The organism is Halomonas organivorans, assembly GCF_014192055.1.
Classification (GTDB): Bacteria; Pseudomonadota; Gammaproteobacteria; order Pseudomonadales; family Halomonadaceae; genus Halomonas; species Halomonas organivorans.
In genome coordinates this window covers 25,414-48,802 of record NZ_JACHXM010000013.1, presented here as the reverse complement: position 1 = coordinate 48,802, position 23,389 = coordinate 25,414, and the positions used below count along the sequence as shown (strand labels likewise).

The window sequence follows — 23,389 nt, the reverse complement described above, 5'->3', positions numbered from 1 at the left end:
GCCGGCCCGACGGGCCGGCGAGGAGTCGCCAGATGGCAAGCGTGACGCTCGAAAAGCTCAACAAGGTCTTCGGCCATACCCACATCATCAAGGACGTCGACCTCGAGATCGGCAACGGCGAGTTCGTGGTCTTCGTCGGCCCCTCGGGTTGCGGCAAGTCCACCCTGCTGCGACTGATCGCCGGGCTCGAGTCGATCACCGACGGCGAGCTCAAGATCGCCGGCGATGTGGTCAACGACCTGCCGCCCCGCGAGCGCGGCGTGGGCATGGTGTTCCAATCCTATGCCCTTTATCCGCATATGACGGTCTACGAGAACATGGCCTTCGGCCTCAAGCTGGCCAAGACCGCCAAGGAAACCGTCGAGCAACGGGTGATGGCCACGGCGCGCATCTTGCAGCTCGAGGAGCTGCTCGAGCGCAAGCCCAAGGCGCTTTCCGGCGGCCAGCGCCAGCGGGTGGCCATGGGCCGCGCCATGGCTCGCGAGCCACGCATCCTGCTGTTCGACGAGCCGCTTTCCAACCTCGATGCCTCGCTGCGGGTACAGATGCGCAACGAGATCGCCCGCCTCCACCACCGGCTGGGCTCCACCATGGTCTACGTCACTCACGACCAGGTCGAGGCCATGACGCTGGCCGACAAGATCGTGGTGCTGCGCGACGGCCGCGTCGAGCAGGTCGGCAGTCCGCAGACGCTCTATCAACAGCCGGCCACCCGGTTCGTGGCGGGCTTCATCGGCTCGCCGACCATGAACTTCATGCCGGCGGAGCTGCTGAGTAGTGACAGCGAAGGCTGCCGCATCACGGCGCAGGGCCTCGGCGAGCTGGCCCTGCCCCAGAACGCCGGCGGCGAGTCCACCGGCGCCGACCTGACCCTGGGCGTACGCCCCGAGCACCTGCGCCTGGCCGAGGCCCAGGGCGACAACGCCTTCGAGATCGTCAACGTCGAGTACCTGGGCAACGAGGTCTACGTCTACCTGGAGCCCAAGGCCGGCGACACCCTGCTGATCCACCGCAGCGAGGCGCCGAGCCGCTGGGAGATCGGCCAGCGGGTTGCGCTGGTGCCCGAGCTCGAGCACGTCCACCTGTTCGACGCCGCCGACCGGGCCCTGGGCCTCGCCGGGCAGCGCCAGGCAGCCTGATCGCCCAGGCGCCATGATGCGCCGGATATCCGCCATCCGGCGCTGCTCCACCGTCCACCGCTCCACATCACAATCACAACGCCGGAGAACATGCATGCCTCACTTACTGCCGTCCCCCTCACGCCCTATGCTGCCGCTGCTCAAGGGAGGCGTCGGCACGCTGCTGCTCGGCGGCGCGATCCTCGCAATCCCCCAGGCACAAGCCACCGAGATCTCGATCGCCTGCGGCGCCGGCGATGCCTCCGACTACTGCCCCGAACTCGCCCGCCAGTGGGCCGAGCAGACCGGCAACAGCGTCAAGGTCATCTCGACCCCCAACGATACCACCGAGAAACTCTCGCTCTTCCAGCAGCTGCTCAGCAGCCGCTCCAGCGACATCGACGTGATGATGGTCGACATCGTCTGGCCGGGGCTGCTCGACGACCACCTGCTGGACCTCTCCGAGTACCTGCCGGAAGGCGCCACCGATGATTACTTTCCGGCGCTGATCGACAACAACACCATCGACGGCCGCCTGGTGGCCATGCCCTGGTACACCGACGCCGGGCTGCTCTACTACCGCAAGGACCTGCTGGAGAAGTACGGCTATCCGGCGCCCGAGACCTGGCAGGAGCTCACCGAGACCGCCTCGGCGGTCCAGGCCGCCGAACGCGAGGCCGGCAACGATGATTTCTGGGGCTTCACCTTCCAGGGACGCGCCTACGAGGGGCTGACCTGCAACGCCCTGGAATGGGTCGCCAGCTACGGCGGCGGCACCCTCGTCGACGAAGAAGGCGAGGTGACCATCGACAATCCCCGCGCCGCCGCGGCGCTGGATCTGGCCGCCTCCTGGATCGGCAACATCGCCCCGAAGGGCGCCCTGAACCATACCGAGGAGGAGACCCGCGGGATCTTCCAGTCCGGCAATGCCCTGTTCCTGCGCAACTGGCCCTACGTCTGGTCGCTGTCCCAGGAGGACGGCAGCGAGGTGGTCGGCAAGGTCGGCATGGCCCCGCTGCCCCACGGCCCCGAGGGCGAGTCGAAGGCCACCCTGGGCGGCTGGAACTTCGCCGCATCACGCTACTCCGAGCACCCGGAGCTGGCCGCCGACCTCGTGGCTTACCTCACCGCTGCCCCGCAGCAGAAGGCCCATGCCGTCAAGATGGGGCGCAACCCGACCATCGAGTCGCTCTATCAGGACGAGGCGGTACTGGCCAGCAACCCGGCCATGGGCGATCTCTACGAGACGCTGCGTCACGGCGTGGCGCGTCCGGCCTCGGTGACCGGCGATGCCTATGCCCGCGTCTCCAATGCCTTCTTCAACATCGCCCACCTGGTGCTGGCGGGCGACGTCGCGGCCGACCAGGCCGTGGCCCAGCTGTCCGACGAGCTCGAGCGAATCGGCCGACGCGGCTGGTAAGCCACCCAGGCTTCCAGCGGAGGGCCGGGCGGCCATGCGCTTGAGCGCCACCGGGCTCGCCCTGCCCGGAGCGCGACCCTCCCTGGGTCGCGCTCCGCTACCTTCCTGGCGGCCTCGAACGGCATGGCACCCCGCGGATCAGGGGCTATGATAGACTCCTAACTAAATCGATACAGAAACCTCCTTCTCACGTTCAGGAATCGAGTCGCTCCGTGTCTTCGCCACGCCGCATCACCCTGAAGGACCTGGCCCAGCACCTTGGCGTCTCCACGGCCAGCGTCTCCAACGCCTTCAACCGTCCCGACCAGCTATCGCCCAAGCTGCGCGAGCACATCCTCTCCGAGGCTCGGCGACTCGGCTATCGCGGGCCGGACGCCAAGGCCCGCAGCCTGCGCACCGGGCGCTCGCAGATCGTCGCCGTGGTGCTGGCCGAGAGCCTGACCTACAGCCTCAACGACGCCGTGGCCAGCGAGCTGCTGTCGGGCATCGCCGAGGTGCTGGACGCCCACGGGCACACCCTGCTGCTGCTGTCTGGCCGCCAGGACGTGTCGCAGATGCCCGGCTCGTCGAGCATCGCCGACGGTTTCATCATCTATGGGCTGATGCCGAGCTTGCTGCTGCTCGACGAGCTGCCGCTGCCCGGTCAGCGCCCCCTGGTGGCGGTGGACTTCGACCTCGAGGGCCAGCCCACGGTACACGTCGACGACGAACCGGCCTGCCACGCCATCGCCGATCACGCCCTGGCCACGCCTCCCCGGCGCCCCGCGGTCATCAACCTGCGGCTCACCAGGCACCCCTGCAACGCCCGCATCGCCCCCGACCAGGAGCTGCTGCCCGCCGATCGCACCATCACCCGCTCGAGGCTGGCCGGCTTCCATCGCGCCTTCGCCGAGCACGGCATCGACCCGGCCACGGTGCCGATGTGGAACATCGAGGAGAACACCTTCGACGTCTGCGCGCCGGTGATCGCCGAGATCCTCGACCTGCCCCATGAGCAGCGCCCCGACCTGCTGCTGTGCATGTCCGATCGCATCGCCCTGACCGTGGTGACCCTGGCCGAGCAGCGCGGCCTGCGCATTCCCGAGGACCTGCGCATCACCGGCTTCGACGGCATCGCCGAGGGCCAGTACCGCTCGCCGAGGCTGACCACGGTACGCCAGGACAGCGTCGAGAAGGGGCGCGTCGCAGCACGCATGATCCTCGGCCTGGAACCGATGGAATCCCGCCGGCTGACCACCGAACTGCTGGTTGGCGAAACCTGCCCCTGAGCCGACTTGCACCGGAATTGCACCCTCCCCGCGGCGCGTTAGGCTAGGCTTGTGCCCTTTGCCCGCCCCGTCGAGACCCTTGCCATGTCCCTTCGCGATGCCCTGACCCCGGCCATTTCCCGACTCGGCTTCAAGCTGTTCGTGATCATCCTGGTGGTCAACGTGGCCATTTCGGGGCTGGTGTTCGTCGCCGTGTCGCGCAGCCTGGACCAAGGCTTCATCGAATACCTGGATCGCACCCAGACTCGCCGCGCCGAGACCCTGGCCAAGGGGCTCGCCGACGAGTGGGCCTGGCGCGGTGACTGGCAGTGGCTGCGTCAGTCGCCGCGGGCCTGGCGCCACGTGGTGCGCCGCCAGCTGTGGCCCGGCGACGCCCCGCCGCCGGAAGGCATCGAGCGGCGCCTGGGGGACCCCAAGGACTTCGTGCTCCACGACGCCCAGGGCCTGCCGGTGATCGGCCTGCCGCCGGACAACGACCTGGAGGCCGCCGAGCTGCGCTGGCTGCCCATCATCAGCGACGGCCAGCGCGTCGGCACCCTGGGCTACCGCCCGCCGCAGCAGCTGATGGCGCGCATGGACCGCATCTTCCTGACCCAGCAGCGCCGCAACCTGGCGATCATCGTCGCCGCCCTGGGGCTGGCCTCGCTGCTGCTCGCCGGCGGCCTCTCCTGGTGGCTGGGGCGCCGGGCCCGCGGCATGACGCTGGCCACCCGCCGGCTCACCGAGGGCGACTACAGCATCCGCCTGACCGAGCGCGGCCGCGACGAGCTGTCGAGCCTGTCACGGGACTTCAATGTCCTGGCCGCCACCCTGGAGGCCAGCCGCGAGGCGCGCAGCCGCTGGGTGTCGGACATCGCCCACGAGCTGCGCACCCCGCTCGCCGTGCTGCGCGGCGAGATCGAGGCCATGCAGGACGGCATCCGGCCGCTGGACCTCGACAGCCTCGGCTCGCTGGCCCAGGAGGTCGGCCAGCTCGAGCGCCTGGTCGCCGACCTGCGACTGCTGTCGCAGAGCGACGCCGGCGCCCTGGAGGTCCAGCTGGCGCCGCTGGACCTGGCCGCGAGCTTGCAGGCGCGCCTCGACGAGGCCGACAGCTGGCTCGCCGACGTCGACCTGACGCTTGCCACCGACATTGCCGGACCTGCCTGGATACGCGGCGACACCCAGCGCCTGCGCCAGCTGTGGACCAACCTGCTCGACAACACCTGCGCCTACACCCATGCGCCAGGACGGCTGCGGGTCAGCCTCACCGAGGTGGGCGATCACTACCGGGTATGTTGGGAGGACAGCGCTCCCGGGGTCCCCGAGGCGGAACTGCCGCGGCTTACCGAGCGCCTCTATCGGGTCGAGGGCTCGCGCAACCGGGCCAGCGGCGGCAGTGGCCTGGGGCTGTCGATCGCCATGGCCCTGGCCCGCGCCCACGGTGCCGAAATGAGCGCCAGTGGCTCCTCGCTCGGCGGGCTATGCTGGACGCTGACCTTTCCCGCCATTGCCGAAGATCAACTCAGGGAGGAAGACGCATGAGCCCACAGGCTCTCGACACCGATACCGTCCTGATCGTCGAGGACGAACCCAAGATCGCCCGACTGGTGGCCGACTACCTGTCGGGCAGCGGCTTCGCGCCGCATCATCTGGACCACGGCGACGCCGTGCTGCCCTGGCTGGAGGAGCGCGAGGCGCGCCCCGAGCTGGTCTTGCTGGACCTGATGCTGCCCGGCACCGACGGCCTGACCCTGTGCCGTGAAATCCGTCAGCGCTGGCCAAAGGTGGCGATCATCATGCTCACCGCCCGGGTCGAGGAGGTCGACCGCCTGCTGGGACTCGAGCTTGGCGCCGACGACTACATCTGCAAGCCCTTCAGTCCCCGCGAGGTGGTCGCGCGGGCCCGGGCCGTGCTGCGCCGCAGCCGCGCCGCGGAGGGCATCGACGACAACGTCATCGAACAGGCCCTGAGCCTCGACGAGGACGGCTGGCGGGCATTGGCCGACGGCCAGGACCTGGGATTGACGGCCGTCGAGTTCCAGCTGCTGCGGGTGATGATGCAGTCGCCCGGTCGCATCTTTTCCCGGGAGCAGCTGATGGATCACATGTATCGCGACCACCGCATCGTTTCCGAACGCACCGTGGATAGCCACATCAAGAAGCTGCGCAAGAAGATCGCCGAGGTGTGGCCCGAACGCGAGATCATCCGCTCGGTCTACGGCGTCGGCTACAAGTACCAGCCGGAGGAGTGATAGGGCCCGGCCTCGCTGCCAGCGGTGATACCGCCTAGACTGTCGCCCATCGATCAGGGAGAGCCAAGATGGGCCATCGCCAAGATCACCTGCGCTTCTGGCACGACCCGGCGCTGCCGTTTCTCGAGGCTCGCCGCGTCACCGATGGACGGCGCGTCTGCTACGCCAGGCACAGTCACGAGACCTTCTCGATCGGCGCCATCACCGGGGGCTGCAGCACCTACTGGAACCAGGGCCATGACGAAACGGTCGTCCCGGGCAGCGTGGTGGTCATGAACCCCGAGGTGGTGCATGCCTGCAACCCCATCGACGACCGCCCCTGGTCGTACGACATGCTCTATCTGGACAACGCCTGGCTCGGCGCACTGCAACGAGAGCTCGGCGCCCCCGACCATCTCGACCTCCAGCTCTTCACCGCTCGTTCGAGTCGCCATCCGGCACTCTATCGGCACCTGGTGACGCTGTGTGACACCCTCTTCGATCCTGATGCCTCACGCCTGGCCAGGGAAACCGAGGCCACCGCACTGATCGTCGAGATGCAGCGCCGGCTGGCGCCTCGGATGCCGGCTTCCCGCGACGATCCTGAGGGGTTGCGCCGCGCGGCGGACTACATCGCGGCCCACTGCACCGAGGCCATCGGCCTGGACGACATCTGCCACGCCGCCGGGCTGTCTCGCTCTTACCTGGTGAGACGCTTCAAGGCCCACTATGGCTTGACGCCCCATGCCTTCCTCACCGACCGACGCATCCGGCTCGGCCGACACAAGCTGCGCAGCGGACAGCCCATCGCCGAGGTTGCCATGGACTGCGGCTTCGCCGACCAGGCGCATTTCCAGCGCACCTTCAAGCGCCTGCAGGCGGCTACCCCTGGGCAATACGCCGCCGGTCACCACAGCAGATAGCACGCACTCGCCGCCAGCAACAACGCCATGCCGCGGTTGAAGCGGCGCACCCGGGCCGGGCGATCCACGAAGCGCTTCAGGCAGGCGCCGGCATAGGCCCAGCAGCCGATCGACAGATAGCAGATCACGAAGTACAGGGTCGCGAACCAGGCCACCAGGTGGAGCTCACCGCCGGCGGCATAGGCACCCATCCCGGCCATCGACGCCAACCAGGCCTTGGGATTGAGCCACTGCATGGTCGCGCCTACCCACCACGACGGCGCCGCACCGGGAGAGCTGGCCTGCAGCCGGCCATCATCCGCGGCGAGGCGCCAGGCCATGTAGAGCAGGAAGGCCACCCCGGCCCAGCGCACCCCGCCGAGAATGCCCGGCCAGCGGGCCAACAGCTCATGCAGGCCCAGGCCGATCAGCACCAGCAGTAGCGTAAAGCCGAGGGTCGCACCGGTGACATGACGCAGGCTGGCGCGAAAGCCGTGCCGCATTCCGGCGCTCAGCGCCACCAGGTTCACCGGGCCAGGAGAAAGGGAAGCCGCCAGCGCGAAGGCGGCCATGGACAGCGACAGGGTTACGGTCATGGGGAAGCGTCCTCGGTATCTCGTCTCGATACCGGCCAGGCTATGGCACCACGACGCCGGAGTATTGAACGTGATTGCCCCACCGTATGCGCGAGCCTGATGCCATGATCCCGCGAGCGAGCCGGCAACCTTGCACCGGCTTTGCACCCTGTGTCCACGCCCCTTGCACCTGCGCCAACGACACTGCAAGCGTCAACCCAAGGCCACAAGGAATGCCCGACATGAAGAAGATGCGCCTGACCCGCAAGCTGTTTGCCCCCGCCCTGCTCGCCGCCGCCATTGCCCCGCTGGCGCTCTCCGCCAATGCCGCACCCGGCGAGGCGGGAGATCATGCCAAGGGCCCCGCATTCCACGCCGGCCAGGAGCACCGCGCCGAACAGCGCGAGGCGCTGTTCGAGCGTGCCGGCATCGACGCCGAGACCCGCGAAGCCCTCGCGGCAGCCCAGCGAGAGCATCGTCAAGCCATGCAGGAGCTGCGTCAGGAATACCGCGAGCAGCTCGACGAGATCCTCGACGACGAGCAGCGTGCGGCTCTCGACAAGGCTCGCCAGGAGCTTCGCGCCGAGCATCGTGCCGAAGCGCGAGAGGCCATCAAGGCCCGCGTGGATGCGGTGATCGAAGGCTGGGATCTCGACGACGAGACCCGCCAGTCACTGGACGAGCTTCGCCAGTCCTTCATCGACAACGCCCAGGCGCTGAAGGAGCAGTCCTTCGACTCGCGCGACGCCCGCCGTCAGGCCTGGCAGGACCTGCGCGACGAACACCGTGCGGCGCTGGCCGAGCTGCTGACCGAGCAGCAGATCGCCGAGCTCGAGCAGACCATGCGCCCACCCCATGACGGACGAGGACATCATCGCGGGCCCGGTCACCATGACGACGGCCGCTCCCATGGCGGCCCCGAGCCGACGCCTCCTTCGGCCGAATAAGTCTTCCTCCCCCTTCTTCTTCCCTCCTTCGACGCCCGGCTCATGCCGGGCGTTTTCGTGCCCGCTTTCCTCATTTTACTTTGCCATGCTCGCCACAGGCGGGTCTCCCGGTTGCAGCCTTGCGAGGATGTGCGTATTTTATTTGAACGTTCATTCAAAAAAAGAGTCGCCCAAAGCGACAGGAGTATTGCGAATGTCGGATAACACCGCCCTCCCCGAGCGCCGGGACCGGATCAACCGCACCGTCTTTCACGGCAGTGTGGCTGGCATCCTGGTGTTCCTGGTCCTGACCATGACGTTCACCGAGGAGGCCGGCGCCTTCTTCGACGCCGGCCTGGCCTGGGTGAATGACACCTTCGGCTGGTATTACATGCTGGCCGCGGTGGCCTATCTGGTCTTCGTCGTCGCCATCGGCTGCTCGCGCGTCGGCAGCATACGCCTCGGCCCGGACCATGCGCGCCCCGAGTTCTCGCTGGTGTCCTGGGCCTCGATGCTGTTTGCCGCGGGCATCGGCATCGACCTGCTGTTCTTCTGCGTCGCCGAGCCGCTGTCGCACTACCTGGCCCCACCTGACATGGCGCCGGAGAGCGCCGCGGCGCTGCGTGCCGCCGTGCCCCAGACCTTCCTCCATTGGGGGCTGTCCGGCTGGGGCATGTACGTGCTGATGGGCATGGCGCTGGCCTACTTCAGCTATCGCCATCGCCTGCCGCTGGCCATCCGCAGCGCCCTCTATCCGCTGCTCGGCAAGCGCATCAACGGCCCGATCGGCAATGCCGTGGACATCACCGCGGTCATCTCCACCGTGTTCGGCATCGCCACCAGCCTCGGCATCGGCGTGATGCAGCTGAACTACGGCCTGACCTTCATGTTCGGCGTGCCCGAGAGCCTGGCGACCCAGGTGGTGCTGATCGTGCTGGTAGTGATACTCGCCACCATCTCGGTGGTCACCGGCGTCGAGAAGGGCATCCGTCGGCTGTCGGAGTTCAACATGGCGCTGGCCGCCGCCCTGCTGCTGTTCGTGCTCTTCCAGGGCGATACCCTGCATCTGCTCGACGCCATGGTGCTCAACGCCGGTGACTACCTGAGCGGCTTCGTGGGCAAGAGCTTCGACACCTACGCCTTCGCCGGCGCGGATGCCCAGCAGTGGAAGGGCTGGTGGACCATCTTCTTCTGGGGCTGGTGGATCGCCTGGACACCCTTCGTCGGCCTGTTCCTGGCCCGCATCTCGCGCGGCCGCACCATTCGCGAATTCGTGCTCGGCGCCCTGCTGCTGCCGCTCGGTTTCATGATGGCGTGGATGTCGATCTTCGGTAACAGCGGCATCGAGATGGTCGCCGACCAGGGCATCGCCGCGCTGGGCGAGCAGGCGCTCAACTCGCCGCAGACGACCATCTACACCTTCCTGGAGCAGTATCCCTACATCGGCGTCACCGCATCGGTGGTGACCATCCTGGGCATCGTGTTCTTCGTCACCTCGGCCGACTCCGGCGCCCTGGTGCTGGCCAACTTCACCTCCATCCTGTCGGACGTGAATCACGATGCCCCGATCCGCCTGCGCATCTTCTGGTCGGCGGCCATCGGCCTGGTGACCGTGGCACTGCTGATGGCCGGCGGCCTCTCGGCGCTGCAGAGTGCGGTGGTGATTACCGCCCTGCCCTTCTCGCTGGTGATCTTCGCCATCATGGCCGGCATGAGCCGCGCCCTGAAGCTGGAGAGTACCAAGGCCGACGCCCGTCGCCAGGTCAGCGGTACCGCTCCCGGCGGCGACTGGCGCGAGCGACTCGACCGGGCGCTCGACACCTCGAACCGCGCCGGCGCCGCCGCCACCGTCGAGCATGCCGTCCGGCCGGCCCTGCACCAGTTCGCCGAGGAGCTCGAGCAGCGCGGGCAGCAGGCCTCGGTGACCGAAGAAGAGGTCGAGGGCGAACCGCTGCGCCAGCTGACCCTGCAGGTGGACTTCGACGACGCCGCCAGCTTCGTCTACCAGGTGCGGGCCCACCGCCTGCGCACCCCGAGCTTCCTCCCGGTGGACGACGACTACTACGTGCGCCTCGACGTCTATCTCAACGAGGGTGGCCTGGACAAGGATCTCAACGGCTATACACGCGGCCAGGTGATCGGCGACGTGCTCTCCGAGTACGAACGTCACCTGCACTTCCTGGTCCTCGCCGATCAGGACAACGCCAACGTCCAGGCGATGCCGGGCTCGGTGGGCGAGCCGCCCCGGGACCTGAGCCTGAGCTGAGCAACCTCACCGGCCTGAACGCCAGCGGCGACCCCGAGGGGTCGCCGCTGGCGTGTGCCGCAGTGCGCATGCCGGTGCTGGCGGCCACGACGCCAGGGCGGATGGTCTATAACTGTACCCAGGCCATGACAGCCGGAGATAGCGTCATGCAACAGGACCCCGAACCGCCGGGCGGCTCACGCCTGGTCGAGGTGCCGGTCAGCCTGCTCGAGAACGGCATGTACATCGCGGCGCTCGATCGCCCCTGGATGGTCCCGCCGCACCTTCTGAAACGTGGAAAGTCCGACCTGCGCCGACTGCGCAGCTACTGTCGCTCGGTGTATGTCGACCCTCAGCGCTCCCAACCCCAGGTGCAGGCCATCCTGTCGGCGCTGCAGATGCCACCGGATCCCGCCGAATTCACGCCCTTTCCCCCCCAGGAGCGCCGCCGTTCGGCGATCGCATCGGACGATCCCCGCGAGGTGCAGCATGCCGAGCAGCTGTATTTCAAGACCCAGCGCACGCTCCTGCGCCTGATGCGTGACGAGCACGACTGGTATCGCCGCCAGCCAACGCTGCAGCGAGAGATCGGCCGGCTCATCGCTTCCCTGGAGGTGGTCCCCGACACCCTGGTCTGGCTGACCCGCCTCAAGCACCGGGTCGCCTACCGGATGGAGCACGGCCTCAACGTCGCCATCCTCGCCATGGCCTTCGGTCAGCATCTGGGCTACGAGCGTTCACGACTCGAGGAGCTCGGGCTCGCCGGCCTGCTGCATGACGTCGGCAAGATGCGCCTCGACCAGGCGGTACTGGACAAGCCCGGCCCTCTTTCCGAGGAGGAGTTCCAGCACGTCCAGGGGCATGTGCTGCATGGCTTCGCCATGCTCGAGCATGATCCCCACCTGCCCACGGCGGTCAAGATCGCCTGCCGGGACTACCACGAGCGCCTCGACGGCAGCGGTTACCCGCATGGCAAGCCGGGCCGGGACATCGATGAGACCGCCCGCATACTGGCCATCGTCGATACCTATGACGCCATCACCAGTGACCGCGTCTACAGCCCGGCCCGGCCGGCGACCGAAGCCCTGGGCATCCTTTACCAGGGGCGTCGCTGCCACTTCGATGGCCGGCTGGTCGACCACTTCATCGACTGGATCGGCCTCTACCCCCTCGGCAGCCTGGTCGAACTCAACAACGGCATGGTCGGCATCGTGGTCGCCCAGGTGCCCGACCAGCCGCTCCGCCCTCGGGTGCTGGTCAAGCTCGACGAACGCAAGACCGCCATCCCCGGGGTGCTGATCGACCTCGCCGAACCCGACCTCGGCGGCTTGCGCCTCTCGGTGGAAAAGTCGTTGCCGCCGGGGGCCTACGGTGTACAGCTGGAGGCCCTGCCGATCCCCGGGGGATGATCCGGCAGCGCCGCCGTCTCGCGATGCCGCCGCGCAGCGGGTACCCTGGGGTCCCCCAGCAGGAGACCGTCATGCCAGACACCCCAGCGCTCATCGACCCCAGCCGCATCCGCTACTATCACGCCCATCTCTACTATCGCGATGCCGCCGGCCTGGCCGAAGCGCGTCGCCTCGCCGAGGCTGCCGCCGAGCACTTCGAGATCCGGGTGGGCCGCTTCCATGAGCGTCCGGTGGGCCCCCACCCGCTGTGGAGCTGCCAGCTGTCCTTCGCTCCCGAGCGCTTCGGCGAGATCGTGCCCTGGCTGGCGCTGAATCGCGGCGATCTGGACATCTTCGTGCACCTGGGCACCGACGACGACTACTTCGACCATACCCAGGGCGCTATGTGGCTGGGCCACAGCCACCCGCTCGACCTGAGCCAGTTCGTCGACCATTGACCGGATACCCCATGCTCACACTGCGCACCACCCTGCTCGGCCTGCTCCTGATGGGGCTGGCCGGTTGCAACGACGGTCACGAGGTCGGGGATGTCTCGCTGGGCCTGTTCACCACCAAGGACATCAAGATCGATAGCCTCGTCGATCCCAAGATTCCCGGCGTGACCTGCCATCTCAGCAACATCGATGCCGACCTCGACCTGGCCGATCCGTCAGACACCAGCCTGGCCTGTCGCCAGACCGGGCCGATCACCGCGGCGATGCTCGCTGATATCGACACCTCGCCGGACGGCGAGCTGCTCTACCGCCGCTCCCAGAGCGTGCTGTTCAAGAGCCTCAAGCTGCGGCGAATCCTCGACGCCGACAGCCAGACCCTGCTCTATCTGGCCTATACCACCAAGGAGACCCACGGCAGCTTCAAGCACGCCCTGAGCAGCGTGCCCCTGTGGGGTACCCAGGCCTGGCGGTCAGCCTCACCGGACAGCAACGCCAACTGAGAGAATGCGGCCTGGCATGGCAACGGAAGGGAAAGGTCTCAGTCCTTCTTGACCGGGCCGCCGAGATAGTCCTCGTCGGAGACCGGCTCCATCCAGGTCACCGGGCTGCCGTTCTCGGCTTCCTGCACGGCCACGTGCTGCATGTAGGTGGTGTCAGTGGCACCGTGCCAGTGACGACGTCCGCAGTTGCAGTAGATGATGTCGCCCGGGCGAATCTCGGTGCGCGGGCCACCCTCGCACTGGGTCCATCCCACGCCGTCGGTGACCAGCAGCATTTGCCCCAGCGGATGGGTGTGCCAGTTGGTACGCGCGCCCGGCTCGAAGTTGACGACGGCCATGCCCAGACGGGAGGGAGCCGGCGCGTTGAAGATCTTGTCGATGCGGACGGTGCCGGTGAACCAGTCGCTCGGCCCCTTGATGGCCTCAACGGAACCGGCGCGCTGGATCAGCATGTCTTCGGATGATTCGCTCATGACGCTCTCCTTGGATTGGTGGCGTTGACGCCTGCAAAGGTAGCAGCCGGGCATTGGGTATACTATGTGGCAAATACTGAATGCAGTATGAAGCGAGGCTTTATAATGACAGGGCAGCGACTGGACGACCTGGCAGTCTTCGTGGCCGTGGGCCGCGAGGGCAACTTCACCCGGGCGGCGGCACACCTCGGCGTGTCTCCCTCGGCGGTCAGCCAGACCATGCGCAGCCTGGAAGAGCGCCTCGGCGTGCGCTTGCTGACCCGCACCACGCGCAGCGTCACCCGTACCGAAGCCGGAGAGAAACTGCTGCGCGAGGTGGCCCCGCTGCTGGAGCAGATCGATGCCCAAGTGGCCGCCGTCGCCGAGTGGCGAGAGAGACCGGCGGGCACGGTGCGCATCACGGCCGACGAGTTCGCGACGCGCTACATGCTGTGGCCGCGGCTTGCGCCGCTGCTCGAGACCTACCCCGAGCTCACCGTCGAGCTGACTACCGACTACGGATTGACCGACATCGCCGCCGCGCGATTCGATGCCGGCGTGCGGCTCGGCGGCATCATCGACGCCGACATGATCGCCGTGCCGATCGGCCCACGGATGCGACTCGTCACCGTGGCCTCGCCTGACTATCTGGCCCGCCACGGCAACCCATCGACGCCCGAAGCCCTGACCGCTCACCGCTGCATCAATCTGCGCCTGCCGACTCACGGCGGGCTCTTCGCCTGGGAGTTCGGCAGCGGCGAGCATGAATTCCGGGTCAGGGTCGACGGCCCGCTGATCCTGAACAGCGTGTTCCAGATTCTCGACGCCAGCCTCGCCGGGGTGGGGCTTGCCCAACTGCCCGACGGCCTGGTTCAAGCTCACCTGGATCGCGGTGAACTACGAGAGGTCCTGGCCGAGTGGTCCGAGCCCTTCGAGGGCTACCACCTTTACTATCCCAGCCGCCGCCAGCAGACGGCCGCTTTCCGGGTGGTGCGGGAGGCGCTGCGGGCGGGCGCCTGAACGCCCCCTGCCTCGGCGGCCATACGCAGGCGGGGGCGCGACTTCCTCGCGCCCCCGCCGTCTAACGAGCCACCCGAGGGCTCAGAAGAAACCGAGCGGATTGGTGTCGTAGCTGATCAGCAGGTTCTTGGTCTGCTGATAGTGCTCGAGGGCCACCTTGTGGGTCTCACGGCCGACGCCGGACTTCTTGTAGCCGCCGAAGGCCGCATGGGCGGGGTACTGGTGATAACAGTTCGTCCACACCCGGCCGGCCTGAATGCCGCGGCCCATGCGGAACGCCACGTTGATGTCGCGGCTCCACACCCCGGCGCCGAGGCCGAACTCGGTGTCGTTGGCGATGGCCAGCGCCTCTTCCTCGTCCTTGAAGGTGGTTACCGCCACCACCGGGCCGAAGATCTCCTCCTGGAAGACGCGCATCTTGTTGTGGCCCTTGAGCAGGGTCGGCTGGATGTAATAGCCGCTGTCATAGGCCGGGTCGAAGCTCTCCTTGCCACCGCCGGTGAGGAACTCGGCGCCCTCCTCGCGGGCCACCTCCATGTACGACATGATCTTGTCGAACTGCTCCTGGCTGGCCTGGGCGCCGACCTTGACGTCGGTATCCAGCGGGTTGCCGCGGGTAATGGCCGCAACCTTCTCCATCACCTTGGCCATGAAGGACTCGTAGATGTCCTCCTGGATCAGCGCCCGCGACGGGCAGGTGCACACCTCGCCCTGGTTGAAGAAGGCCAGCACCAGACCCTCGGCGGCCTTGTCGATGAACTCGGGCTCGGCGTTCATGATGTCGGCGAAGTAGATGTTCGGCGACTTGCCGCCCAGCTCCACGGTGGAGGGAATGATGTTGTCCGCGGCGCACTTGAGGATGTGCGAGCCCACCGGGGTCGAGCCGGTGAAGGCGATCTTGGCGATCCGCGTGCTGGTGGCCAGCGCCTGGCCGGCCTCGGCGCCGTAGCCGTTGACGATGTTGACCACGCCCGGCGGTAGCAGGTCGCCGACTAGCTCCATCAGCTTGAGGATCGAGGCCGGGGTCTGCTCGGCGGGCTTGAGCACCACGCAGTTGCCCGCGGCCAGCGCCGGCGCCAGCTTCCACACCGCCATCAGGATCGGGAAGTTCCAGGGAATGATCTGCCCCACCACGCCCAGCGGCTCGTGGAAGTGATAGGCCACGGTGTTGGCGTCGATGTCCGCCGCGGTGCCCTCCTGGGCGCGGATGCAGCCGGCGAAATAGCGGAAGTGATCCACCGCCAAGGGGAGGTCGGCGTTCAGGGTCTCGCGCACCGCCTTGCCGTTGTCCCAGGTCTCGGCCACGGCCAGCATCTCGAGGTTCTGCTCGATGCGATCGGCGATCTTCAGCAGGAGATTGCTGCGCTCGGTGGCCGACGTCTTGCCCCAGGCCGGGGCGGCGGCATGTGCGGCGTCAAGCGCCTTGTCGATGTCCTCGGCGGTGGAGCGGGGAATCTCGCAGAACGGCTTGCCGTTGACCGGGCTGACATTGTCGAAGTACTGGCCCTTGACCGGCGGCACGAACTCGCCGCCGATGTAGTTGCCATAGCGCGCGTCGAAGCTCACCACGGCCTCGGGGCTGCCGGGGTTGGCATAGATCATGGCGTGTCTCCTGCTGTTGTGGTTATGTGAGTACCCTCCCAGTCTTGGCCAGTCATGGCGTCTGAGACATACTGCGATGGCAGGAGAGTGCCTCCTCCTTCGGTAGGAGATCCGGAGGGCGACAGGCAAGCGGCCGAGCGATCCAAGGAGTCCCTCATGAATACCCTGATGGTGGCCGACGACCATCCGCTGTTTCGCGAGGCGATCGGCGCGGCGATCCGCGCCGGCCTGCCCAACTGCCGGCTGCTCGAGGCCGGCAGCCTCGACGACGCCCTGAGGGGGATCGCAGAGGAAGAGCAAGAGATCGACCTGCTGCTGCTCGACCTGGGCCTGCCCGACGCGGCGGGATTGGCCGGGCTGGAGCGGTTGCGCGAGGCCTGCCCGGCGCTGCCGGTGGTGGTGATTTCGGCCGAGCGCGAGCGCAACCTGATCCTCGAGTCCATCGCCCTGGGCGCGGTGGGCTACATTCCCAAGTCGACGCCTCGCCGGGCGATGCTCGAGGCCTTGCGCCAGGTGCTCGGCGGCCAGATCTACCTGCCGCCGGACATCATGCGCCGGCCGCCGACACCGTCGGCGGCCGATCATGAGTCGCTCGTCGCGCCCACCGCCCCGAACGCGCCATCATCGTTGGATGCCCTCACCGACAAGCAGCTCCAGGTGCTGGCTCGCCTGGTGCGCGGCGACGCCAACAAGGTGATCGCCCGGGATCTCGATATCGCCGAGACCACCGTCAAGACGCACGTCTCGGCGATCCTGCGCAAGCTCAACGTCGATACCCGGATCCAGGCCGTGCTGGCGGCCGATCGCGCCGAACTGGCCACCCAGCTGTCGCGTCGTCAGTTGCAGGCCTGCCCTCCGCCCGCCTGAAGTCGGTTGGCGATCAGCACCCGCAGGCGCAGCGGCTTGACCGGCTTGAACAGACAGTCGTAGCCACGCTCGCGAGCCCATTGCTTGAGGTCGCCATCGTGATTGGCAGTGATCAGTACCACGCCCAGCCCGGGGTGGGCTCGGCACAAGCGATCCGCCACACACAGCCCATCGGGATCCCCCGGCGCCAGGTGGTAGTCCACCAGCAGCAAGTCGGCTCGCTCCCGGCGGCTCAGCGCCTCCAGCGCCGCCGGTGTCGAGGCGCAGCGCACGCGGCAGCCCCAGCCCTCGAGCAGCGCCGCCATGCCGTCGAGGATCGCCGGGTCGTCGTCGAGCACCCAGACCCGCGCGCCGGCCAGGCGATCTGCCCCGGGCGTCGGCTCCGCCGCGGGAGGCATCTCCCGACGCCGGCCATAAGGTACCCGGATCGAGAACAGTGCCCCGTGCCCCAGACGCGAGACGAGGCCCAGCGGATGATCGAGCATGTCGGCGATGCGATCGACGATCGCCAGGCCGAGGCCGAGGCCACGATCGGCCTCCTCGGGACGCGTCACGGCGCGGCGAAATTCGAGGAAGATGGCCTCCTGATGGGCTTCGTCGATGCCGGGCCCGGTATCCGCGACCAGGATCTCGAGGCCGTCGGGACGTCGCCGACAGCCCAGCAGCAGACGGCCACGCTTGGTGTAGCGCACCGCGTTGGTCAAGAAATTGCGCACCACCCGGGCGAGCAATGCCAGGTCGGAGCTCACCACCGCCGAGCTGGGCACATAGCGAAACGCCAGTCCCCGAGCGGCGGCCATCTGGCGGTACTCCTCGGCCAGCACATCCAGCAGCTCGGCGACCGGGAAGGCCGCCACGTCCGGGGTCAGCACCCCGGCATCCAGGCGCGAGATGTCCACCAGGGTCCCCAGCAAGGCCTCGACGTCCTTGAGCGAACGGCCGATATGCCCGACCAGGCGCGTCGCCTCCCCGGGCAGCGCCTGATCTTCCAGGGCACTGGTGAACAGCCGCGCGGCGTTGAGCGGTTGCAGCAGGTCGTGGCTGACCGCCGCCAGGAAGCGTGTCTTCGAGTGATTGGCCGCCTCCGCTTCGGCCCTGGCCTCTTCCAGGCGAGCGTTGGCCTCGCTCAGCGCCTCCAGGGTGCGATGCAGACTGTCGGTACGCTCACGGACCTGCTCGGCAAGCAGCACGGCATGCTCGAAGGCGCCATAGGGGGCTCCGCCGGCCATGCCCGCGGACTCGACTCGCTCGATGAGCGCGCCGCAGATGCGCCGCAGCCGCGCGTTCTCTTCCGCCAGAGCCCGCTCCTGCTCGCTGGCGGGATCGAACGCCGGCGGTTCAGCCCCGAGATCCAATCGCCACTCCGGTGAAGGTCTGGTTGATGTGCATGCCCTGATGCTGCTCACCGTAGGTATTGAAGCCCACGACGCGGGCGTCGGCCAGCAGCCGCGAGGCGGCGTCCACGCGCCCCAGGGCCTCCAGCTCCAGGCGTCGCAGGAAACAGTCGCAGCCGAGGATCAACGCGGGGGCGCCAAGGCGCCGCTCCAGACCGTCCAGCACGCCGGCCAGTTGCTCGAGCATCGGCGCCGACTGCATGGCAGTCAACACGATGCCCTTCTCCACCGCACAGTAGAAACGCAACCCGCCGTCCGCGTCGACCCGCTGAATCGAGCGCACGTAGTGCGCCTCGCCGATACGCACCGCCAGCGGATGACGGGCGAAGACCTCGGCATTCAGCGCCTCCACGGGCCGTCCCACCAGGCGCGCATACTCCTCGGCGGCAGGCGCGGCGTTGAGTTCCAGTACCCGACGCCGCTCGCGGTCTACCGCGGTGACCACCAGCTTCTCGCGGCGCGGGCGAAGATGGTGCGTGGTGAAGACCTCGAAGGGGCGACGACTGGTGACCATCACCACCACCGCCGAGGCATCGTGAAAGCCGCCCTCGGCGTAGACGTGGGTATGGCTCAGCCGGTTGTCGTCCCCCGCAGAGCCGCCGAAGCTGGGGATACCGCCAAGCGCCGCCTCCAGGGTCGCCAGCACCTGCTCCTCGCTGCTGGAGAGGCCATCCAGCAGCGTCAGCGCGAAGGGCCGGGCATCCTCGGGGGGCGCCTGGCGGCGACAGTCGGCCAGCAGGCCGTCGACCAGCCGCTGGGCCTGGGGCAAGGCGAAGGCCTCGAGATCGGCGATCCGCGCGCAGGCGATCGCGAAGTCGCCACGGTCGAAGCCGACGGCGACGATGCAGCCTCGGCCGTAACCTGCCGGCGTGATCTCGCCGGCCGTGGTACAGCCGGCCAGTGGAACCGGGGCGAAGGCCCGTTCGAGGGCTTCACCCAGCGCCGACAGCGGATAGTCGGCGCTGCAGAAGAACAGCACGAAGCCCAGCTCCGGCCCGGCCAGCGCGCTCGCCAGCTCGGCGGCGGCCCGCCGCGGATCGGTGTTGTCGCTGAAGGCCGTTCGAATCGATACGGCGGCCGGCGAAAAGGGGCTGGCATCGGACATGGCGATTTCCGGGGGCGATAATGGACCCAGTGTAAGCGCTGGACGGCCGCGCTCCCAGGTCATGGGTTCCGCCGTTGGCGCGCTCCCGTCAGGACGGCGCCGCTTCGCTCTCAAGCGCCGCCAGGGTTTCGGCCAGGCGCTCATGCAGCCGCGCCAGGATTTCCTCACCGCCCTCCAGCCGTCCTTCACGGGCGGCCCGTTCGAGCCGGGTCGCCAGGCCCGCGACCTTGACCGCGCCGAGGGTGGCCGATTCGCCCTTGAGCTGGTGCGCCAGGCGCTGGGCCAACGGTGCCTCATCGACGTCGAGCGCTTCCGCCAGGGCCGTGAGGCGTGTCCGGGCATCACGGCGATATTGTGCCACCAGCGCGGCCAGCCCCTCGTGGCCAAGGCTCTCGCGCAGGCCCTCCATGACGCTGGCATCCACCAGTTGCTCCTCGCCCACCGCGCCGGGAAAGCTGGCGGGTGGCATCGTCGCCACACCGGGCATTCCCGCAAGGTGACGATGCAGGGCCTTGAGCAGCGAGACTTGCAGCAGCGGCTTGGCCAGGTAGCCAGTCATGCCCGCGGCCAGGCAACGGGCCTGATCTCCCATCGGCCCACCCGCGGTCATCGCCACGATCGGCACCTCCGCCAGCCAGCCGCCGCGGGCACGGATCCGTCGAGTGACCTCCAGCCCATCCAGGTCCGGCATCTGCACGTCCATGAAGATCAAATCGAAGCGCTCGCGCATCACGCTTTCCAGCGCCTCGAAGCCGGAAGCCGCCAGCGTGGCGCGACAGCCCAGCTTGGCGAGCATCGCCATGGCAACCTGCTGGTTGACGGGATTGTCCTCGACCACCAGCAGACGGGCATCGCTCAGGACCGGTCCACCATGGTGGGGAACATGCCCATCGACGCCGGTATCGGCCGTCGGCGCTTCGATAAGCGGCAGGCGGAACCAGCAGCGGCAGCCCTCGCCCGGGCGGCTGTCGACGCCGATCTCACCGCCCAGCGCTTCCACCAGCCGCTTGCTGATCGCCAGCCCCAGGCCGCTGCCACCGAAGCGCCGCGCCGTGCCGGGCTCGCCCTGGTGGAAGGGTTCGAATAGCCGCGGCTGCTTGTCGGGCGCGATACCGCACCCCGTGTCGACTACCGCAACACTCAGCACCTGTTCACCGTCACGGGCGATCTCGACCCGGATACCGCCCTCTTCGGTGAACTTGACGGCATTGGAGAGCAGGTTCAGCAACACCTGGCGAAGCCGACCAGGATCACTGACGATATGCGCTGGCAGCGTCGGGTCCAGGTCGATCTCGAGCCATAGCCCACGCGCTTCGACATGGGGACGAAACAGCGAAGCCGCGCTCTCGGCCAGATCGTTCAAGGACAGCGCCTGGTGCTCGAGTTCCAGGCGCCCTGCCTCGATCTTGGAGAAATCCAGGATGTCATTGATCAGCTCCATCAGGCGACGGGCGCTGTCGTGAATGGTATCGGCGTAGTGGCGGGCCCGCTCGGGCAGCGGCTGCTCGACCAGCAGGTCGCTCATGCCGATGACCCCATTGAGCGGCGTGCGGATCTCATGGCTGACGGTGGCCAGGAACTCCGACTTGGCCTGGCTCGCCGACTCAGCCCGTCGGGCCGTGGTTTCCAGCTCGGCGCTGAGACTCTCCAGGGCACGGCGCGCCGCGGCATTGTCTCGCGCCTCGCGAACCAGGAAAGCCACCACCAGCATGGCCGCCACGCTCATGCCCATGATCAGCGCCAGCAGTAGTCCGTAGAGCCACTGCAGGCGTTCACGCTCCTGAGTCTCGGACTGGGCCAGATGGCCGTTGACGGTGATGATCAATCGCTCGGCCGGATGGCCAAGCTCACCAAGGCGCTGAATGAGTGCCTTGCGCGACGCCTCATCCAGCGTATCCAGTTGGCGCAGGCGTGCATCCAGCGCCTTGAGGTGCTCCTCGATCTCCTCGACCAGGCGATCCGTGCCGGGAATGCCGTGAATGAGCTCGGCCATCTCGCCACCTCGCAGCAGCGTCAGCCGGCTGTAGAGCAGCTCGAAGCGAAGCCTTGCCTCACTCAGGACCTCGGGGCCCGGCTCGCTGAGCGCCAGGTAGCTGCGCAGATCGACGGCATCACGGTCGAGCTTGTAGGCATGCCAGACCGTGTCCTCGCCGACCCGCCAGACCAGGCTGTCCTGTCGCCAGGCCACCAGTCCCACCACCAGGATGGCGGCAACGAACAGCAGCAGAGTGGCGATGACGCCGAACTTGAGACGCAGGGGATATTGGCGCACCGAGCAGCTCCTCGACGATCAGTGAACCTGAATGCGACTCACCTGCCAGACCGAGCGAAAACGAACCGCCTCGGTGAGCAGCTCGGGATGAGCATCGAAGGGATACAGCACGAATAGCGGCCCGAAGCGACGTATCGGCATGATCTCTCCGTTGCGCTTCATTGCCAGGATGACCTGATAGCGTGACACGTCGCTGACCGGCACCTCGGCCTCGAAGCCGTTGAGCGCGACCACCCGTAGCTGATCGCCCCTGGCACCGACGGCATCGAGCAGCGCCTCGGCCAGTGGCCCCTCGAAGCGGCCCGCCTGCTCGTGCCAAGGGGTATGGGTCGTGATGGTGCGTGACGGCAGAGCCTCGAGCATGGCACGATCGAAGCGGGCCATGCCATCGCCGTTGGTGCGCGTGATATCGCCACTCACGGTCAGCAGAACCGGGCCCTGGGGCAACGGGAGAGGCTTCGCCCACACGCCACTGCTCACCGCCAGGCAAGTCAGCAGGCCACAACACAGGATCAAAAGGCGTCGGACGCGCATGCTTGGGCTCCGGATTGACAGTCTCGACGCCAAGGGTACGCGAATCCCGCGTCACGGTCAGGCACCAGTGCCAACGAACGCGGGCACCACCACGCCATTGGAAAGCCGACTCAGCCCTCCTCCGCGTCTCCGAGGTCGATGCGCACCAGGTCTTCATAGGCATGCCAGCTGGCATGACCTAGCACCGGCAGGATCAACGCCAGGCCGATGTAGAAGGTGGCCACCCCGACGATCACACAGCCGGTGATGATGGCGGCCCACAACAGCATGGGGCGGAAGTTCCGGGCCACCGAGCGCACGCTGGCCTCGATGCCTTCCATGAAGGTCAGGTCCTGGTCCATCAGGGTGGGAATGGCCACCACGCTGACGGTGAAGGCGCCGAACGCCAGTACCGCACCGATCGCCGTCCCCACCGCCAGCATGCCGAGCCCCTCCGCCGTGGTGATCAGGGCCAGGTAGATGGTGGCCGGATCGGGGGCGCCCAGGCCGAAAAACAGCGCAAACAGCAGCATCGCGATGTTGAACCAGGCCATCAGGATCAGCACCAGCATCACACCGATCATGGCCAGCTGGCCCACGTGGCCTCGCCAGGCGCCGAAGGCATCGCCCAGGGTCGGCTCGCGACCGGCTTCCAGGGCACGGCTGATGCCGTAGGAGCCCACCGCCACCAACGGGCCAACGAACATGAAACCGGCGATCAGCGGCAACAGCCAGTGCCAGAGGCCGAAGGTGAAGGCACCGACGGTAATCGCGATGCTCAACCCCACCCAGAACAGGCCGTAGGCCAGACTCACCGCCGTGGCACGTCGAAAGTCCTCGAAGCCCGCCGCTAGCCAGGCACGAGGCTTGTCCATGCCGATCGGACGAATGCGGATACGGACATGGGAATCCGGCTTGCCGCCGCTCTTGGTGGCTGCTGCATTCATGGTGACACCCCCGTTGCCGACGATGACGTCCCGGACACACCGGGCCGGTGGGTACCTCCCTGGGCCGAGCCCGCCGAGGACGCACCCTGACACCTGGTTACTCTAGCCGCTCCGGCGTCATCCCGCCGTGACTCACATCACGCCGTCTCCACGCTGCCGACACGTTCCCAACGCAGAACGCCCACGCCCCCGGCGAGCGGGAACGTG

The 23,389-nt window shown here is 67.7% G+C and carries 21 protein-coding genes; 13 read left to right on the top strand and 8 right to left on the bottom strand.

Annotation, left to right across the window (positions count from 1 at the left end):
* The first annotated feature begins 32 nt into the window (after positions 1-32).
* From FHR96_RS13300 to FHR96_RS13275, 6 genes are all read left to right on the top strand, one after another.
* Complete coding sequence (locus FHR96_RS13300; protein ID WP_183388173.1) at positions 33-1,139, top strand: ABC transporter ATP-binding protein; 1,107 nt, start codon at positions 33-35, stop codon at positions 1,137-1,139.
* Between the two features lie 94 nt (positions 1,140-1,233).
* Complete coding sequence (locus tag FHR96_RS13295) at positions 1,234-2,538, top strand: ABC transporter substrate-binding protein (RefSeq protein ID WP_246392939.1); 1,305 nt, start codon at positions 1,234-1,236, stop codon at positions 2,536-2,538.
* A 212-nt stretch (positions 2,539-2,750) separates the two neighbouring features.
* Entirely contained in the window at positions 2,751-3,806 is a 1,056-nt protein-coding gene (locus FHR96_RS13290; RefSeq protein ID WP_183388172.1) for a substrate-binding domain-containing protein, read from the top strand.
* A gap of 84 nt (positions 3,807-3,890) precedes the next feature.
* Positions 3,891-5,330, top strand: a complete 1,440-nt coding sequence (locus tag FHR96_RS13285; RefSeq protein WP_183388171.1) for an ATP-binding protein — start codon at positions 3,891-3,893, stop codon at positions 5,328-5,330.
* Positions 5,327-6,040: a response regulator gene (locus FHR96_RS13280; protein WP_183388170.1), complete on the top strand. Its 714-nt coding sequence runs from the start codon at positions 5,327-5,329 to the stop codon at positions 6,038-6,040. Before FHR96_RS13285 ends, FHR96_RS13280 begins: the two co-directional genes overlap by 4 nt.
* Positions 6,041-6,108: 68 nt before the next feature.
* On the top strand, positions 6,109-6,942 hold the full coding sequence (locus tag FHR96_RS13275; protein ID WP_183388169.1) for an AraC family transcriptional regulator: 834 nt from the start codon (positions 6,109-6,111) through the stop codon (positions 6,940-6,942).
* Here FHR96_RS13275 and FHR96_RS13270 read toward each other — a convergent pair.
* The gene (locus FHR96_RS13270; protein WP_183388168.1) at positions 6,927-7,517 is read right to left on the bottom strand and encodes a LysE family translocator; all 591 of its coding nucleotides are present in this window, start codon (positions 7,515-7,517) and stop codon (positions 6,927-6,929) included. The genes FHR96_RS13275 and FHR96_RS13270 overlap by 16 nt on opposite strands.
* 221 nt (positions 7,518-7,738) lie before the next feature.
* On the opposite strand from FHR96_RS13270, the gene FHR96_RS13265 reads away from it, so the two are divergent.
* The 5 genes from FHR96_RS13265 to FHR96_RS13245 all read left to right on the top strand — a co-directional run bounded on the left by FHR96_RS13265 (position 7,739) and on the right by FHR96_RS13245 (position 13,010).
* Complete coding sequence (locus FHR96_RS13265; RefSeq protein ID WP_183388167.1) at positions 7,739-8,443, top strand: Spy/CpxP family protein refolding chaperone; 705 nt, start codon at positions 7,739-7,741, stop codon at positions 8,441-8,443.
* Positions 8,444-8,636: 193 nt separating this feature from the next.
* Positions 8,637-10,688: a choline BCCT transporter BetT gene (gene betT, locus FHR96_RS13260; RefSeq protein ID WP_183388166.1), complete on the top strand. Its 2,052-nt coding sequence runs from the start codon at positions 8,637-8,639 to the stop codon at positions 10,686-10,688.
* Positions 10,689-10,834: 146 nt separating this feature from the next.
* Positions 10,835-12,076 carry a cyclic di-GMP phosphodiesterase gene (locus FHR96_RS13255; RefSeq protein ID WP_183388165.1) on the top strand — a complete coding sequence of 414 codons (1,242 nt, stop codon included), beginning with the start codon at positions 10,835-10,837 and terminating at the stop codon, positions 12,074-12,076.
* Between the two features lie 71 nt (positions 12,077-12,147).
* Positions 12,148-12,513 carry a DOPA 4,5-dioxygenase family protein gene (locus FHR96_RS13250; RefSeq protein WP_183388164.1) on the top strand — a complete coding sequence of 122 codons (366 nt, stop codon included), beginning with the start codon at positions 12,148-12,150 and terminating at the stop codon, positions 12,511-12,513.
* Between the two features lie 11 nt (positions 12,514-12,524).
* The gene (locus FHR96_RS13245) at positions 12,525-13,010 is read left to right on the top strand and encodes a CreA family protein (protein WP_183388163.1); all 486 of its coding nucleotides are present in this window, start codon (positions 12,525-12,527) and stop codon (positions 13,008-13,010) included.
* A 38-nt stretch (positions 13,011-13,048) separates the two neighbouring features.
* Here the strand turns inward: FHR96_RS13245 and FHR96_RS13240 are convergent, their stop codons facing one another.
* A complete protein-coding gene (locus FHR96_RS13240; RefSeq protein WP_183388162.1) occupies positions 13,049-13,483 on the bottom strand; it encodes a (R)-mandelonitrile lyase in 435 nt (144 codons plus the stop codon).
* A 105-nt stretch (positions 13,484-13,588) separates the two neighbouring features.
* Here FHR96_RS13240 and FHR96_RS13235 point away from each other — a divergent pair, with 105 nt between their 5' ends.
* Positions 13,589-14,482 (top strand): LysR family transcriptional regulator, encoded by an 894-nt coding sequence (locus FHR96_RS13235; protein ID WP_183388161.1) that lies wholly within the window; start codon positions 13,589-13,591, stop codon positions 14,480-14,482.
* Between the two features lie 81 nt (positions 14,483-14,563).
* On the opposite strand, the gene exaC is transcribed toward FHR96_RS13235, so the two are convergent.
* Positions 14,564-16,084 carry an acetaldehyde dehydrogenase ExaC gene (gene exaC, locus FHR96_RS13230; protein ID WP_183388160.1) on the bottom strand — a complete coding sequence of 507 codons (1,521 nt, stop codon included), beginning with the start codon at positions 16,082-16,084 and terminating at the stop codon, positions 14,564-14,566.
* Between the two features lie 156 nt (positions 16,085-16,240).
* Between exaC and FHR96_RS13225 the strand changes: the two genes are divergently transcribed.
* Complete coding sequence (locus tag FHR96_RS13225; protein WP_183388159.1) at positions 16,241-16,951, top strand: response regulator; 711 nt, start codon at positions 16,241-16,243, stop codon at positions 16,949-16,951.
* Here FHR96_RS13225 and FHR96_RS13220 read toward each other — a convergent pair.
* From FHR96_RS13220 to FHR96_RS13200, 5 genes are all read right to left on the bottom strand, one after another.
* Positions 16,921-18,306, bottom strand: a complete 1,386-nt coding sequence (locus FHR96_RS13220) for an ATP-binding response regulator (protein ID WP_183388158.1) — start codon at positions 18,304-18,306, stop codon at positions 16,921-16,923. The genes FHR96_RS13225 and FHR96_RS13220 overlap by 31 nt on opposite strands.
* Complete coding sequence (gene nosP, locus FHR96_RS13215) at positions 18,290-19,450, bottom strand: nitric oxide-sensing protein NosP (RefSeq protein WP_183388157.1); 1,161 nt, start codon at positions 19,448-19,450, stop codon at positions 18,290-18,292. The genes FHR96_RS13220 and nosP overlap by 17 nt, the downstream gene beginning before the upstream one ends.
* A gap of 88 nt (positions 19,451-19,538) precedes the next feature.
* On the bottom strand, positions 19,539-21,722 hold the full coding sequence (locus tag FHR96_RS13210; RefSeq protein ID WP_183388156.1) for an ATP-binding protein: 2,184 nt from the start codon (positions 21,720-21,722) through the stop codon (positions 19,539-19,541).
* 18 nt (positions 21,723-21,740) lie between these two features.
* Complete coding sequence (locus FHR96_RS13205) at positions 21,741-22,256, bottom strand: putative pterin-binding protein (RefSeq protein WP_183388155.1); 516 nt, start codon at positions 22,254-22,256, stop codon at positions 21,741-21,743.
* Positions 22,257-22,366: 110 nt separating this feature from the next.
* The gene (locus FHR96_RS13200; protein WP_183388154.1) at positions 22,367-23,182 is read right to left on the bottom strand and encodes a DUF2189 domain-containing protein; all 816 of its coding nucleotides are present in this window, start codon (positions 23,180-23,182) and stop codon (positions 22,367-22,369) included.
* Between the last annotated feature and the right edge of the window lie 207 nt (positions 23,183-23,389).